Consider the following 15,420-nt stretch of genomic DNA (forward strand, 5'->3'; position numbering starts at 1 on the left):
TATATTAAATTAAGGAGATGCGCTTATGTTGCTGAATTTCTTTTTCTTCTTTCTCATTTTTCTTCTTCTTTGTGCTCTATTGGCATTTAGCTCGCTTTATGTCGTGCGCCAGCAATCTGTTGCCATCATTGAGCGTTTTGGTCGTTACCACAAGACTAGTACAAGTGGGATGAATGTTCGTTTGCCTTTGGGAATTGACAAAATCGCTGCTCGTGTTCAGTTGCGTTTGCTACAAAGCGACATTATTGTTGAGACCAAGACTCAGGATAATGTCTTTGTGACCATGAATGTTGCGACCCAGTATCGGGTAAATGAACACAATGTGACAGATGCTTACTATAAACTCATGCGGCCAGAAGCGCAGATTAAGTCCTACATCGAAGATGCTTTGCGTTCCTCTGTTCCTAAGCTGACCTTGGACGAGCTCTTTGAAAAGAAAGATGAGATCGCCCTAGAAGTTCAAAAGCAGGTAGCTGAAGAAATGTCTACTTATGGCTACATCATTGTCAAGACCTTGATTACCAAGGTTGAGCCAGATGCAGAAGTTAAACAGTCCATGAACGAAATCAACGCGGCTCAGCGCAAGCGCGTGGCAGCTCAGGAATTGGCAGAAGCAGATAAGATTAAAATTGTAACTGCTGCAGAAGCCGAGGCTGAGAAAGACCGTCTTCATGGGGTCGGTATTGCAGAGCAGCGGAAGGCAATCGTAGACGGCTTAGCAGACTCAATTAAGGAGCTCAAAGGCGCCAATGTTGAGTTGACAGAAGAACAAATTATGTCCATCCTCTTGACCAACCAATATCTAGATACCTTGAATAATTTTGCAGATAAGCAAGGAAATAACACGATCTTCCTTCCAGCAAATCCTGATGGAGTGGAGAGTATTCGCACCCAGATCCTTTCAGCCCTCAAAGCTAAATAAATATAGAATATTCAGAATTATTTAATTTGTTTGTTTTGGTTTTTCTAAGTTGACAAACTGTATAAAAACCATTATATTAGTATTCGAAATAAGTTAGAGAGGAGTAAGAAATGGCTAAATCAAATTTTGAAAAAGTAGAGTCAGTCGTTGGATGGGTTCGTGACAAAAAAATTACAGGTTACCGTATTAGTAAAGAAACAAACGCGCGTGAAATGTCAATTATTGCTCTTGCTCAAGGACGTGCAAAAGTAAAGAATATTTCTTTTGAAACAGCTCTTGGCTTGATTGATTTCTACGATAAGAATCATGAAAAGTTTGAAGACTAATCTTCAAAAAGTGGGGAAACCCGCTTTTTTATTTTGCGAATAAAAAAACAAGGCGGATGTATCTTTTTCCGTCTTGTTTGTTTGATTGGTTGTTTATTTCAAGAAGCGATGTAGGAATTCCTTGGTTCGTTCTTCTTTAGGATCGGTAAAGAATTCTTGTGGAGTGCCTTCTTCTGCGATGACGCCCTTATCCATAAAGATAACACGGCTAGAAACATCGCGGGCAAATTCCATTTCGTGGGTCACGACAATCATAGTCAGGCCTTCTTTAGCCAATTCCTTCATGATTTTCAGGACTTCGCCAACCATTTCTGGGTCAAGAGCTGAAGTTGGTTCATCGAAAAGGATGGCATCAGGGTTCATAGAAAGCGCACGCGCAATAGCAACCCGCTGTTTTTGTCCACCTGAAAGTTGTTTAGGCTTGGCTTGCCAGTAGGGCTCACCCATACCTACCTTTTCCAGATTTTCTTTGGCAATCTTTTCTGCTTCAGCGCGCTCTCTTTTGAGCACGGTTGTCTGAGCTACGATGGTGTTTTCCAGCACATTGAGATTTTCAAAAAGATTAAAACTTTGAAAGACCATGCCCAATTTTTCGCGGTAGTGAGTCAGGTCGTAGTTTTCGTCCAAGACATTTTTGCCGCGGTAGAGAATTTCGCCAGCAGTAGGTGTTTCTAGGAGGTTGATGGAGCGGAGAAAGGTTGATTTTCCGCTACCTGAACTTCCGATAATGGAGATAACTTCGCCCTTGTGGACAGTCAGAGAAATGTCTTTTAAGACTTGATTCTCCCCATAAGATTTTTTGAGATTTTTAATTTCTAAAATTGTTTCGGTCATTGTTTCAATTCTCCCGTCTGCATTTGATTGGCACCTGTTGTGTAATGATCTGTGTCAAACTTCCGCTCGATGAAACGTAGGATTCGAGTGATAGTAAAGGTCAAGACGAAGTAAATGACTGCGATAATGGTGAAGGTTTGGAAATACTGATAGGTCTGAGTTGCAATGGTATTTCCTGAGAAGTAGAGCTCCACCACGGAGATAACATTCAGGACAGATGTGTCCTTGATATTGATGACAAATTCATTCCCCGTTGCAGGTAGAATGTTGCGGACCACCTGTGGCAGGACGACCTTGCGCATGGTTTGGCCGTGGGTCATTCCGAGCGCAGTAGCTGCTTCGAATTGTCCCTTGTCAACGGCAAAGATACCACCGCGGACAATTTCACTCATGTAAGCACCAGTATTGATAGAAACGATAAAGATGGCTGCAGCTGTCCGGTCAATCGAAATGCCAAAAGCCTGGGCCGTTCCATAGTAGATAACCATGGATTGTACAATCATAGGAGTACCACGGAAAATTTCAATGTAAACATTGAGGAACCAACCGAATAGTTTTTGTAGGAAGGCTAAAGCCTTGTTTTTTGAAATCGGTGCTGTCCGATAAACCCCAATCAGCAAACCGATGAGGAGGCCAGCGATTGTCCCTGTAATGGAAATGAGCAAGGTCAAACCAGCTCCGCGTAAAAATTGTGGCCAATTTTCCTTCCAAATCTTAAAAACTTTGTTGAAGAATGTATCTTCTGCATCGTCGGTGTCAGTATCTACAGGCTGATTTTTAATCATTTGATCCATCAGTTGCGTTTGGTCATCCGTTGAGAGTTTAGCGATAGCTGCATTAGCTTGCTCGATTCGGCTGTCGTCTTTACGCATGCCGACGGCGATGGAAGCATCCTCTTCGCCAACTTCAAAGCCCTCTTTGAATTGAATCATTTTGAACTTAGAGTTAGCAGCTTCAGCTGTCAGAGCTTCGGGACGTTCAGAAATGTAACCGTCAATAACACCAGATTCTAGAGCTTGACGCATTTGGGCGAAATCTCCCATGGCCGTTTCTTGCTTGGCACCTGGCAGTTGAGAAATCAGATTGTAAAGATAGACACCTTGCTGAGAGGTGATTTTAGCATCTTTAAAGTCCTTGAGGGTCTTGGCATTGGCGTAGTTGCCGTCTTTTCGAACCAACATAACAGGCTCACTGGTGTAGTAGCTGCTAGAAAAGGCGATTTCTTTTTTCCGTTCGGCTGTTGGGCTCATACCAGCGATAATCATATCGATTTTACCAGATGTCAAGGCTGGAATCAGTCCGTTCCAAGAGGTTTTTACAACTAGAGGTTCCTTGCCCATTTCCTGAGCAATCTTCTTGGCAACTTGGACATCATATCCATTGGCGTACTGATTTGTTCCTTCGATTTTAACAGCACCATTTGAATCATCATCTTGGGTCCAGTTGAAGGGGGCATAGGCCGCTTCCATCCCAATTCTAAGATAATCATCCGCCTGAGCTACGGTAAAGGTCCCCAGACAGACGAGGAGGGCTGTCAATAAGGTTAAAATGAATTTTTTCATATTCTCTCCTAGTCCTTCTAAAATAGTTCTTTCTATTCTACCGAAAAATATTCGACTTTTCAATCCTGGTAAGCCCTTACTTGAGAAAAATGCTATAATAGAATAAAGATTTAGAAAAGGACTTTGGTTTATGAAAAGGTACTTGTCAGGGATTTTTATTCTTTTTTTGAGTTTATTTTTTGCTGGGACAGTGTCAGCTTTAGACTATCAAATCCAGTCATATCAAGGAAATTTGGAGATCCACGCCGATAATACAGCCACCTATACAGAAGAGGTGACCTATCATTTTGATGATGATTACAATGGCCAGATGGTCTCTTTAGGATCGGCAGGAAAGATGCCAGAAGGCTTTGCTATTGATTCAGACCCAAAAGTCTCCGTGAAAACGAATGGAGTCGTAAAATATGACTTTGAGCCACGAGTCACAGATTTGGGAGATGGCTACGAAGTCAAGATTTACAATGCAGGTAAAGAGGGGGACACGGTCAAAGTAACAGTCACATGGAACTTGACCAATCTTCTTTTCCTCCATAAAGATATAGCAGAGCTCAAATGGACACCGATCAGTGATTGGGAAGAGGAACTGCAAAATGTGACGATTAAGGTTTGGGGTCTGGGAACTTGGACCTTAACGGACATGTATGTTCATACAGGTTATTTTGGCCAATCGGCCACTATAGATAGAAATCGTGCGGATTATCGGATACAGCTATCTCATTTACCTAGCAGGAAGAAGGTCGAACTGCATGGATATTGGCATCGACAGGCCTTGCATCAGGCAGCAGAGGATCCAAAAGCAACCGACTATCTACAGACTTTTCAAGCAGTTGAGAAAGAGATTGTAGCTAAGAGCCAGTTTTATCATCGCTTGGGAGAAGTCTATCTGCCTCTTTTGGCCTTGTTCTTGCTGGTGCTTTCGGGGATATTTTATCTGATTTTTCGGATTAAGATTCGCCCTAGCCAATCTTTTCCTAAAGACGCTCGCCTCTATGAAGCTCCGCAAGATCTGGCCCCTCTCATTGTAGCGGCTAATATCTTTGCTGTGGATATGAGAGAAGTCGATCCGACCAGTGGTGGACGAGCGCATTTGAAATTTGAAAATTTGGTACAGGCGACCTTGCTGGACTTGATGGATCGGGGCTATATCGAGCTTTTAGGAACTGCCGACAAGCCAATCCTGAAACCAATTCCTAAAAAAGGTTTGTCAGACTTTGAACGGAAATTCCTACAGATGGCATTTGGCGACCATAAACAAGCAGCTGTAGCAGACTTGTTTGAATCTTATCAGATTTCAGAAGACCTTTATAAAAATAAAAAATCAGCAGATGAGGCACGAATCCGCCAAATTGGAAATCGGATCAAAAATCGCTTTTCAACTAATTTAAACATCTTATCTGAACAAGTGCTAAGGGAGATTCAGGAGCAGAACTTGCTGGATCACTACCGTCCTTTGAAACGAGGAGAAAAGCTTCTCTTGTGGTTGGCTCTAATGGCAAGTTTCCTTGCTTTCGTCTTGTCTCTCTTGACATTTTTTGTCTATTTGATCAAGCTAGACGGTTTTATTTGGTCCTATCTTCCGCTTGCAGCTGTCGCTTCGGTGTTGACCGTTCTGCTGGGCAGAGCCTTACAGTTATATCAGCGGGATGGTGTCCTGAGCGATGAGGGAGCCCATGATTTCTATCTCTGGAATAGCTTTGCGAATATGCTACGCTACATCGCTCGCCTATACGATACCGAGGTGGAGGGCATTGTCCTGTGGAACCGGCTTTTGGTCTATGCTACCCTATTTGGCTATGCAGATCGTGTTAGTCGGGTCATGAAGCTGCGTCAGATTTCCTTGGAAAACGCGTCTATGAATACTTATATACAATACAATCTTCATCCTATTTTCTACGCAAGTTCCCATAGTTTTTCAAATTATGGCCACATTGCTTCGACGGCCAGCCATTTCTCGGTTTCATCAGGAGGCGGAGCAGGAGGTGGCTTCTCTGGTGGCGGTGGAGGCGGCGGGGGCGGAGCCTTTTGATAAAAACCTTGCTAAAGCCCTTGAGAAAGCTTTTCCTCTCCTCCAATATGTGGTATAATAAATGTTAAAGTTGTTTTAGGAGTTATCTATGTTTATTATTGAAATTTTAAAGTCCATTATTTATGGAATTGTTGAAGGAATTACAGAGTGGCTACCCATTTCGAGTACTGGCCACTTGATTCTGATTCAAGATTTTATCAAGTATAAAAATGAAAATCCAGCCTTCATGGAAATGTTCAATGTTGTCATTCAGCTGGGAGCTATCTTGGCGGTTGTGGTGATTTATTTTGATAAGCTCAATCCTTTTAAACAAGGAAAAACAGCTCGTCAAATTCAGCTGACCTGGCAGCTCTGGGCTAAGGTAGTCGTTGCTGCTTTGCCAGCCGCAATCATCGGCCTCTTCCTAGACGACTGGTTTGAAGCGCATTTTTATAATCTGGTATCCGTCGCAATCATGCTGATTATCTACGGGGTTGCCTTTATCTATCTGGAAAAACGAGAGCAGGTGGAGCCGACTGTTACAGAATTGAGTAGACTTCCTTATCAAACAGCCCTTTATATCGGTCTTTTCCAAGTCTTGTCCCTCTTTCCAGGAACTAGCCGTTCAGGTGCGACCATTGTCGGTGGTCTCTTGAATGGTGTCAGCCGATCTGTTGTAACAGAGTTTACTTTCTACTTGGGTATTCCAATCATGTTTGGCGCAAGTGGGCTGAAAATCCTGAAATTTATCATTAAGGGCAATTCTTTAGGCTTCGACCAATTATTCCTTTTGTTGGTAGCTATGGGAGTGGCTTTCGGGGTCAGTCTTTATGTGATTCGCTTCCTGACAGACTATGTCAAGAACCATGACTTTACAATCTTTGGTAAATATCGGATCGGACTCGGAGTTTTGCTGTTGGTTTACGGTCTGATTAAGGTCATTATTGGCTGATCAAGGCTTGGGAAATTTTCCCAGCCTTTTCTTATTTGGCCAGTTATTTTTTTGAAATAAGTTTAGAATTTTAGTATAATAGAAAGACTATGAAAGTATGAGGTTGATGAGATGGAAGTGAAACAGATTAATGATTCGACGATTAAAATCACCATCCAGTTGGAAGATCTAGAAGAACACGGAATGGAAATCGCGGATTTCCTAGTGCCCCAAGAAAAAACAGAAGAATTTTTCTATACTATTTTGGATGAGTTGGAAATGCCGGAAAGCTTCTTGGACAGTGGCATGCTAAGCTTTCGAGTGACGCCTAAGCCAGACAAGTTGGATGTCTTTGTGACGAGATCCAAGATTGATAAGAATTTGAATTTTGAAGATTTGGGCAATCTACCGGATATGGATGAGCTCAGCCAGATGTCGCCAGATGAGTTCTTAAAGACTTTAGAGAAAAATATCTTTGAAAAGAGTAAGGATGACCTTGAGGCAGTCAAATCTTTAGAAGCAGCAGAGGCTGATCAGGAGGCCTCTGTAGATTCTTCAGAAGATAGGGAAGAAAATCTAGACCGTTATGTCTACTATATTTTGTCATTTACTAATTTGCAGAGTGCAGTTTCTTTCGCCAAAACGGTTGACTACCCAATAGACCTATCAGAACTTTATAAATATGACTCTGCCTACTACCTGACTATTTTGGTAGATTTGGAAGAGCAACCTGCTCTTTATCCAGCTTGGTTACTGGCTAAAATGCGTGAGTTTGCTGAGGATACAGATATTACTCGTGCTGTCCTACAAGAACATGGGCGTCTGCTTTTGGTGACAGAAGCCATCCAACAGTTGCAGAAAGTTGAATGCGTATGATTGCTTTTCCATTGAAGTTCATTTTGGTGCTGTTAGCGACATTTTTTGTCGGAGTTTTGCTGACTCCTCTCGTTCGGCTCTTGGCTTTTAAAATGGATGCAGTCGACTATCCTAATGCTCGACGAATCAATAAGAAGCCCATGCCGAGTGCAGGCGGTCTGGCAGTTGTGACGGCTTTTACCTTGGCAACTTTGGTCTTCATGCCGCAGATTGTTGGCGTCACTTTTTTTGAACAGACTTATTTTGACTATATTTGGCCGGTTGTGTTGGGGGGCTTGATTGTTGCCCTGACAGGGCTTATCGATGATATTAAAGAATTAAGTCCTCTGATGAAATTAGGGGGGATTGTGCTGGCTGCCTGCCTGATTTGGTGGCTGACGGATTTCCGTTTGGATGACTTTAAGATTCCTTTTGGTGGTCCCCATCTCTTTTTCCCACCTTGGCTATCTTTTATTTTGACCATTCTCTGGATTGTCTCCATTACCAATGCGGTCAATCTCATGGATGGTTTAGACGGCCTTGTTAGCGGGGTCTCCATTATTTCCTTGCTGACTATGGGCATTGTTTCCTACTTTTTCTTACCGGGTCATAATTTATTCCTGACCCTGACCATCTTGGTTTTAGTGGCCTCTATTGCTGGCTTCTTTCCTTACAATTATCATCCAGCCATTATATATGGCGGGGATACGGGGGCTCTTTTCATCGGCTTTATGATTTCAGTCCTGTCTCTACAAGGCTTGAAGAATGCAACGGCAGTAGCGATTGTCACACCTATGATTATCTTGGGTGTGCCAATTACCGATACTTTTTTAGCAATCGTTCGTCGGACTTTGTCAGGTCAGAAATTTTACCAGCCTGACCGTCACCACCTTCATCATAGGCTCTTGTCCTTAGGATTGACACATCGGGGAACAGTTCTAGTTATCTATGGGATTTCGATGATTTTCTCTATGATTTCCCTCCTGCTAAATGTATCGACTCGCATTGGCGGCCTCCTCCTCGTAATTGGTCTTCTGCTGGGAGTAGAACTCTTGGTAGAACTAATAGGGGTTCTGGGTCCACAAAGGACGCCCTTGCTCAATATTTTGCGTTTTATCGGAAACTCCTCTTATAGAGAAGAAGTCCGAGAGAAAAGATACCAAAAGAAACACAAACAAGAATAGTTCTAAACAAAATAAAAGCCTTTTGGGCTTTTTTTTGGTATACTAAAGTATGTAAATCAGCTAAGTAAAGAAAGGAAAAAGAAATGTCTGTCTTAGAAATCAAAGATCTTCATGTTGAAATTGAAGGGAAAAAAATTCTCAAAGGGGTAAATCTTACTCTGAAAACGGGAGAGGTTGCAGCCATCATGGGGCCAAATGGAACAGGGAAATCTACCTTGTCTGCAGCCATTATGGGAAATCCTAACTACGAAGTAACTCAAGGAGAGGTGCTTTTTGATGGGGTTAATATCTTGGAGCTGGAAGTAGACGAGCGTGCTCGTATGGGACTCTTCCTTGCGATGCAGTATCCTAGTGAAATTCCTGGTATTACTAATGCAGAGTTTCTCCGTGCGGCCATGAATGCTGGCAAGGAAGACGATGAAAAAATCTCTGTCCGTGACTTCATTACTAAACTGGATGAAAAGATGGAACTGCTCAACATGAAAGAAGAGATGGCTGAGCGCTACCTCAATGAAGGTTTCTCAGGTGGTGAGAAAAAACGCAATGAAATCCTGCAGTTGCTTATGCTAGAGCCAACTTTTGCGCTCTTAGACGAGATTGACTCAGGTCTGGATATCGACGCTCTTAAGGTCGTTTCTAAAGGTGTCAATGCTATGCGTGGAGAGGGCTTTGGTGCTATGATCATCACCCACTACCAACGCCTGCTCAACTATATCACTCCAGACGTAGTTCATGTCATGATGGAGGGGAAAGTTGTTCTTTCTGGCGGTCCAGAATTGGCAGTTCGCTTGGAAAAAGAAGGCTATGCCAAATTGGCTGAAGAGTTGGGCTTCAACTATACTGAAGAAGTCTAGTCAAACATTCTTTTGACTTTGATAAAAGATAGGAGAATGACATGACAAAAGAATTGATTCAAGAATTTTCACAGCTTCATGCAGAACCAGCATGGTTGGCTGATCTTCGTCAAAAGGCTTTTGACAAGATTGATCAGCTAGACTTGCCAGTTATTGAGCGGGTCAAGTTTCACCGCTGGAATCTGGGAGACGGACGAATTTCTGATAGCGAGCCTTTGATCAATGTGCCGGATTTCATGGCTCTTGGAGACAATCTCAAATTCATCCAAATGGGAACCCAAACTGTCCTTGAGCAGCTGCCAGCTGATTTGGCAGAGCAAGGTGTGGTCTTCACTGATTTCCACTCTGCTTTGGAAGAAATTCCAGAGCTGGTGGAGAAGCATTTCATGTCCGCAGTCAAGTATGACGAGGACAAATTGGCGGCTTACCATACGGCCTACTTCAACAGTGGTGCGGTGCTTTATGTGCCGGACAATGTTGAGATTGACCAGCCGATTGAAGGAATTTTTTATCAGGACAGCGAAAGCGATGTTCCTTTTAACAAGCATATTTTGATTATCGCAGGCAAGCATTCCAAGGTTAACTACTTGGAACGTTTGGAAACTTACGGTGAGGGATCTGTTCCTGCAACTGCCAATATCACTGTTGAAGTCATTGCCCAGGCTGGAGCTCAGATTAAGTTTTCAGCTATTGATCGTTTGGGCGAAAATGTAACGGCTTATATCAGCCGTCGCGGTAAGCTGGACAATGATGCCATGATTGACTGGGCTATCGGTGTTATGAACGAAGGCAATGTCGTGGCTGACTTTGACAGCGATCTCTATGGTAAGGGAAGCCATGCGGATATGAAAGTAGTGGCGCTCTCGAGTGGCAAACAGGTTCAGGGAATTGACACCCGCGTAACTAATTATGGCTGCAACTCTATCGGAAATATCCTGCAGCACGGGGTTATCCTGGAAAAAGGAACCTTGACCTTCAATGGTATCGGCCATATTATTAAGGGTGCTAAGGGTGCAGACGCTCAGCAGGAAAGCCGGGTTCTCATGCTGTCTGACCAAGCACGCTCAGATGCTAATCCAATCCTCTTGATTGATGAAAACGATGTGACAGCTGGTCACGCAGCTTCTATCGGTCAGGTGGATCCAGAAGATATGTATTACCTCATGAGTCGGGGTCTTGATAAGGCGACGGCAGAACGCTTGGTCGTACGTGGCTTCTTGGGCTCAGTGATTGTAGAAATCCCTGTTAAGGAAGTCCGTGATGAAATGATTGAAAATATCGATATTATTCTCGCAAAAAGATAAAAAGCTGGGCCTTGTCCCGTATAAGTAGATAGGAGTCTTCATGTCTGGATTTAATGCAGAAGCAATCAAGCAAGATTTTCCCATTTTGGACCAAATTGTCAATGATGAGCCTTTGGTTTATTTGGACAATGCGGCGACAACCCAGAAACCCAAGCAGGTGCTAGCGGCTATTGAAAACTACTATCTTAGAGACAATGCCAATGTCCACCGCGGTGTGCATACGCTAGCCGAGCGAGCGACAGCGGCCTATGAAGCAGCCAGAGAAAGAGTTCGCTCTTTTATCAATGCAGCTTCTAGCAGTGAAGTTCTCTTTACACGAGGAACTACGACGAGTCTCAATTGGGTGTCTCAGTTTGCGGCTGAACGACTGCAGCCTGGTGATGAAGTGATGATTTCTATCATGGAGCACCATTCTAATGTCATTCCCTGGCAGGAAGCATGTAGGAAGACTGGAGCCAAGCTGGTCTATGTCTATCTCAAGGACGGTGCTCTGGATATGGAGGATTTCCGTGCTAAGCTCAGTGAGCGGACAAAGTTTGTCTCTCTGGCTCATGCTTCCAATGTCCTCGGTGTCATCAATCCCATCAAGGAGATTGCCCAATTGGTTCATCAGCAAGGAGCAATTTTGGTGGTAGATGGGGCTCAATCCATTCCGCATATGAAGATTGATGTACAGGATTTGGATGTGGACTTCTTCGCCTTTTCGGGGCATAAGATGGCTGGGCCTACCGGCATTGGGGTTCTCTATGGAAAGGAAGAGCTGCTAGAAGAGATGTCGCCAGTTGAGTTCGGCGGCGAAATGATTGATTTCGTCTATGAGCAGGAGGCGACTTGGAAGGAGCTTCCTTGGAAGTTTGAGGCCGGAACGCCAAATATGGCAGGAGCAATCGGTCTTGCAGCGGCCATTGATTATTTGGAAGACTTGGACATGGAAGCCATTGCTCAGCATGAGCAGGACCTGATTGCCTACGTATTTCCTAAGTTGCAGGCGGTGGAAGGCTTGACCATTTATGGTTCTCAGGATTTGGCCCAGCGCTCAGGCGTGATTGCCTTCAATCTGGTTGGTCTCCATCCGCATGATGTTGCGACGGCTCTAGACTATGAGGGAGTGGCTGTTCGGGCGGGTCACCATTGTGCCCAGCCTCTGCTTACCTATCTGCAGGTGCCAGCGACTGTGCGGGCCAGCTTTTACATCTACAATACCTATGCGGATTGCGACAAGCTGGTGGATGCTTTAGAAAAGACAAAGGAGTTTTTCAATGGCGCTTTCTAAGTTAGACAGTCTTTACAAGGCGGTTGTGACCGACCACTCAGCTCACCCCCATCATCATGGTAAGTTGGAAGATGTGGAGCAAGTAGTTCTCAATAACCCGACCTGTGGCGATGTCATTAGTCTGTCTGTGAAGTTTAATGCTGAAAATCAGATTGAAGATATTGCATTTGTTAATTCAGGCTGTACTATCTCAACGGCTTCGGCCAGTATGATGACGGATGCGGTTCTGGGCAAGACAAAAAAGCAGGCGCTGGAATTGGCAGAAGTTTTCTCACAGATGGTTCAGGGCCAAGAAGACAGTCGCCAGAAAGAATTGGGCGATGGCGCCTTTTTAGCAGGCGTTGCCAAATTCCCGCAGCGGATTAAGTGTGCGACCTTGGGCTGGAATGCCCTCAAGCGAGCAATTGAAGAAGATAAAAAGTAAGAATGTGAAAGGAAATTATGTCAGAAGAAAGAGTAGAACCAAAACCGATTGATCTAGGTGAGTATAAGTTTGGTTTCCATGACGATGTTGAGCCTGTTCTCTCGACAGGGAAAGGGTTGAATGAAGCGGTTATTCGTGAGCTTTCTGCAGCCAAGGGTGAACCGGAGTGGATGTTGGATTTCCGCCTTAAGTCCTACGAGGTTTTCAAGAAAATGCCGATGCAGACTTGGGGTCCAGATTTGTCAGAAATTAATTTTGATGACTTGATTTATTACCAAAAGGCTTCTGATAAGCCTGCTAGAAGCTGGGATGAAGTGCCTGAGAAGATCAAGGAAACCTTTGAGCGGATTGGGATCCCAGAAGCGGAGCGAGCTTACCTTGCTGGTGCAGCTGCCCAGTATGAGTCCGAAGTGGTCTACCACAATATGAAGGAAGAGTTCCAAAAGCTAGGAATCGTCTTTACAGATACTGACTCAGCTCTTAAGGAATACCCAGAGCTCTTCAAGCAGTATTTTGCTAAGTTGGTTCCGCCAACAGACAACAAGTTGGCTGCCCTTAACTCCGCCGTCTGGTCTGGTGGTACCTTTATCTATGTGCCAAAAGGTGTTAAGGTAGACATTCCACTTCAAACCTACTTCCGTATCAACAATGAAAATTCCGGTCAGTTTGAGCGGACCTTGATTATCGTTGACGAGGGAGCAAGTGTTCACTACGTAGAAGGGTGTACAGCGCCTACTTATTCAAGTAACAGCTTGCATGCGGCCATTGTTGAAATTTTTGCCCTTGACGGTGCCTATATGCGCTATACGACCATTCAAAACTGGTCAGATAATGTCTACAACCTTGTAACTAAACGAGCGCGGGCTATGAAAGATGCGACGGTTGAGTGGATCGATGGAAATTTGGGTGCCAAAACAACCATGAAGTACCCATCTGTTTATCTGGACGGAGAAGGAGCGCGTGGTACCATGCTTTCTATCGCATTTGCCAATGCTGGTCAGCATCAGGATACAGGGGCTAAGATGATCCACAATGCGCCACACACTAGCTCGTCTATTGTTTCCAAGTCCATTTCCAAGGGCGGAGGTAAGGTAGACTACCGCGGACAAGTGACTTTTGCTCGCAATTCTAAGAAATCTGTCAGCCATATCGAGTGTGATACTATTATCATGGACGATTTGTCTGCATCAGACACTATTCCATTTAATGAAATACACAACTCGCAAGTGGCTTTGGAGCATGAAGCTAAAGTTTCTAAGATTTCAGAAGAGCAGCTCTACTATCTCATGAGCCGTGGCTTGTCCGAATCCGAAGCTACCGAAATGATTGTCATGGGCTTTGTCGAGCCTTTTACCAAAGAACTGCCTATGGAATATGCTGTTGAGCTGAACCGTCTCATCAGCTATGAAATGGAAGGGTCTGTTGGATAAAAAGAGGCGTTGGCCTCTTTTTAATTGTGAATAAATCTTTGCTTAAGCAAAGTGTTTAAAAGATTCAGAGTACCTGTTAAACAGTAGCAGAATACTCGATTGCGAGTTAATCCTCAAAGAACTTTTTTTGATTACGTTAAACGTTTACAAACCATACAAATAACCGCGAATCAATTGATTCGCGGTATTTCTTTTATAACTTCTCATTGACAAAGCGGATGAAATCGTTCCACCAGACTTTGAAAATGATCGCTTTTTCAACCTTTTTTTCTGTGACCATAGAAATAGAAGTTTTCTTATTTTCAATGTAGCCCTGGCCGATCGGTTCAGAATCTGTATAAGTGAGGGTGCCCACTACACTACCCTTTTTCAAAGGGGCCTGCAGCTCCTGCGGGCTTGGAGTAAAGGTGACTTTATGTTCAGCCTGATTGGCTATCCTTTCTAAGATTACCAAGTCCTCACTGGCAACTGCAGCGACCTTATCCTCTTGGCTGTCTCTAATGGCTACTTGTGAGTCATTATATCGTTCGCCTTTCTTGACCAAGACCGTCGGAGAGAAATTTTGTGTAACGTAGGTCATTAGGCTAGATGTAACGCCAAAACGGGTATTAGGGTCGTTATCTTCCTGTGCGACCCCTAAAACGACTGTAATCAATCGCATTCCTTTTTCGCTTGTTACACCTACAAATGAAACACCATTCTGCTCAGATCCTCCTGTCTTCAAACCCTTCACTCCCGTCCGAAAACTAGGAGAACCTTCCAACATTAAGTTGGGATTTTCTAGTTGGATTCCTGCAAAATTTACATGAGATTTGGAAGTGATGCTAAGGACTTCTGGGTAGTCATCAATCAGATGTGAGGCAATCACAGCTATATCATAAGCACTGAACTTATTGACAGTCTCTTGTTTTTTCTTGCTTTTAGAATTCTCTGCGGACTCCTCTTCGGTATTGGTAGTTTCTAGCGAACCATCTAGTAAACGAATATCTGTACCAGTAGCATTTACAATGGTTGCATCAGAAATATTCCATTCCTTGAGTTTGGCTTTCATCATTTTGACAAAATTTTCTTCACTTCCAGCAACTTTTTCTGCCAGAGCGATAGTGGCGCTGTTGGCACTGGCCAAAAGAGAGGCATTCAGTAAGTCCTTTACCTTGTAGCGTCTCGCTTCCAGAGGCAGGTTCGCAATAGAGGGATTTACTGTCAGCTGGTAAGCATAATCAGAGATATCAACCTCAGTTTCTAGGCTCAATTTACCATCAGCAATGGCCTCGTAAACCAGATAAGCAGTCAGGATGTTAGTAATAGCACCGACTTCTAGTGGGCTTGTAGCCTCCTTTTCATAGAGGATTTTTCCTGAGTTTGCATCGACAGCAATGGCGCTTTTAGCGGCAATTTCATAGTCATCTGCTAGAACAGGCTTGGCAATCAGACCAAAGAATAGCAGTAGGAATACAAAAAATTTTTTCATTTCTTTCCCCTAGATTAGTAATAAATCTATTGTAACATAAAAAAG

14 protein-coding genes are annotated in these 15,420 nt (G+C 43.7%); 11 read left to right on the plus strand and 3 right to left on the minus strand.

Annotated elements, in window-relative coordinates; genetic code table 11:
- The first annotated feature begins 25 nt into the window (after positions 1-25).
- On the plus strand, positions 26-922 hold the full coding sequence (locus tag O3651_RS09300) for an SPFH domain-containing protein (RefSeq protein ID WP_371610239.1): 897 nt from the start codon (positions 26-28) through the stop codon (positions 920-922).
- Positions 923-1,032: 110 nt separating this feature from the next.
- Positions 1,033-1,248, plus strand: a complete 216-nt coding sequence (locus O3651_RS09305) for a hypothetical protein (RefSeq protein ID WP_001130035.1) — start codon at positions 1,033-1,035, stop codon at positions 1,246-1,248.
- Positions 1,249-1,341: 93 nt separating this feature from the next.
- Here O3651_RS09305 and O3651_RS09310 read toward each other — a convergent pair whose 3' ends face one another.
- Positions 1,342-2,082 carry an amino acid ABC transporter ATP-binding protein gene (locus O3651_RS09310; RefSeq protein ID WP_371610240.1) on the minus strand — a complete coding sequence of 247 codons (741 nt, stop codon included), beginning with the start codon at positions 2,080-2,082 and terminating at the stop codon, positions 1,342-1,344.
- Complete coding sequence (locus tag O3651_RS09315; protein WP_371610241.1) at positions 2,079-3,644, minus strand: ABC transporter substrate-binding protein/permease; 1,566 nt, start codon at positions 3,642-3,644, stop codon at positions 2,079-2,081. The genes O3651_RS09310 and O3651_RS09315 overlap by 4 nt, the downstream gene beginning before the upstream one ends.
- A gap of 166 nt (positions 3,645-3,810) precedes the next feature.
- Between O3651_RS09315 and O3651_RS09320 the strand changes: the two genes are divergently transcribed.
- From O3651_RS09320 to sufB, 9 genes are all read left to right on the plus strand, one after another.
- Entirely contained in the window at positions 3,811-5,670 is a 1,860-nt protein-coding gene (locus tag O3651_RS09320) for a DUF2207 domain-containing protein (protein ID WP_371610242.1), read from the plus strand.
- 88 nt (positions 5,671-5,758) lie between these two features.
- Positions 5,759-6,601, plus strand: coding sequence for an undecaprenyl-diphosphate phosphatase (locus O3651_RS09325; RefSeq protein WP_371610243.1), 843 nt, complete (start codon positions 5,759-5,761; stop codon positions 6,599-6,601).
- A 111-nt stretch (positions 6,602-6,712) separates the two neighbouring features.
- Positions 6,713-7,456, plus strand: a complete 744-nt coding sequence (gene mecA, locus O3651_RS09330) for an adaptor protein MecA (RefSeq protein ID WP_371610244.1) — start codon at positions 6,713-6,715, stop codon at positions 7,454-7,456.
- A complete protein-coding gene (locus tag O3651_RS09335; RefSeq protein WP_371610245.1) occupies positions 7,447-8,619 on the plus strand; it encodes a glycosyltransferase family 4 protein in 1,173 nt (390 codons plus the stop codon). Before mecA ends, O3651_RS09335 begins: the two co-directional genes overlap by 10 nt.
- An 83-nt stretch (positions 8,620-8,702) precedes the next feature.
- Positions 8,703-9,473 carry a Fe-S cluster assembly ATPase SufC gene (gene sufC, locus O3651_RS09340; RefSeq protein ID WP_005591767.1) on the plus strand — a complete coding sequence of 257 codons (771 nt, stop codon included), beginning with the start codon at positions 8,703-8,705 and terminating at the stop codon, positions 9,471-9,473.
- A 41-nt stretch (positions 9,474-9,514) separates the two neighbouring features.
- Positions 9,515-10,777, plus strand: coding sequence for a Fe-S cluster assembly protein SufD (sufD, locus tag O3651_RS09345; RefSeq protein ID WP_371610246.1), 1,263 nt, complete (start codon positions 9,515-9,517; stop codon positions 10,775-10,777).
- Between the two features lie 40 nt (positions 10,778-10,817).
- Positions 10,818-12,050, plus strand: coding sequence for a cysteine desulfurase (locus O3651_RS09350; protein ID WP_371610247.1), 1,233 nt, complete (start codon positions 10,818-10,820; stop codon positions 12,048-12,050).
- A complete protein-coding gene (gene sufU / locus O3651_RS09355; protein ID WP_005591770.1) occupies positions 12,037-12,474 on the plus strand; it encodes a Fe-S cluster assembly sulfur transfer protein SufU in 438 nt (145 codons plus the stop codon). Before O3651_RS09350 ends, sufU begins: the two co-directional genes overlap by 14 nt.
- A 17-nt stretch (positions 12,475-12,491) precedes the next feature.
- Positions 12,492-13,904, plus strand: a complete 1,413-nt coding sequence (sufB, locus tag O3651_RS09360; RefSeq protein WP_371610248.1) for a Fe-S cluster assembly protein SufB — start codon at positions 12,492-12,494, stop codon at positions 13,902-13,904.
- Between the two features lie 193 nt (positions 13,905-14,097).
- Here sufB and pbp3 read toward each other — a convergent pair whose 3' ends face one another.
- Positions 14,098-15,375 carry a D-alanyl-D-alanine carboxypeptidase PBP3 gene (pbp3, locus tag O3651_RS09365; protein WP_371610249.1) on the minus strand — a complete coding sequence of 426 codons (1,278 nt, stop codon included), beginning with the start codon at positions 15,373-15,375 and terminating at the stop codon, positions 14,098-14,100.
- Positions 15,376-15,420: the final 45 nt, after the last annotated feature.

This window comes from Streptococcus sp. 27098_8_73 (genome assembly GCF_041432495.1).
Taxonomy (GTDB): Bacteria; Bacillota; Bacilli; order Lactobacillales; family Streptococcaceae; genus Streptococcus.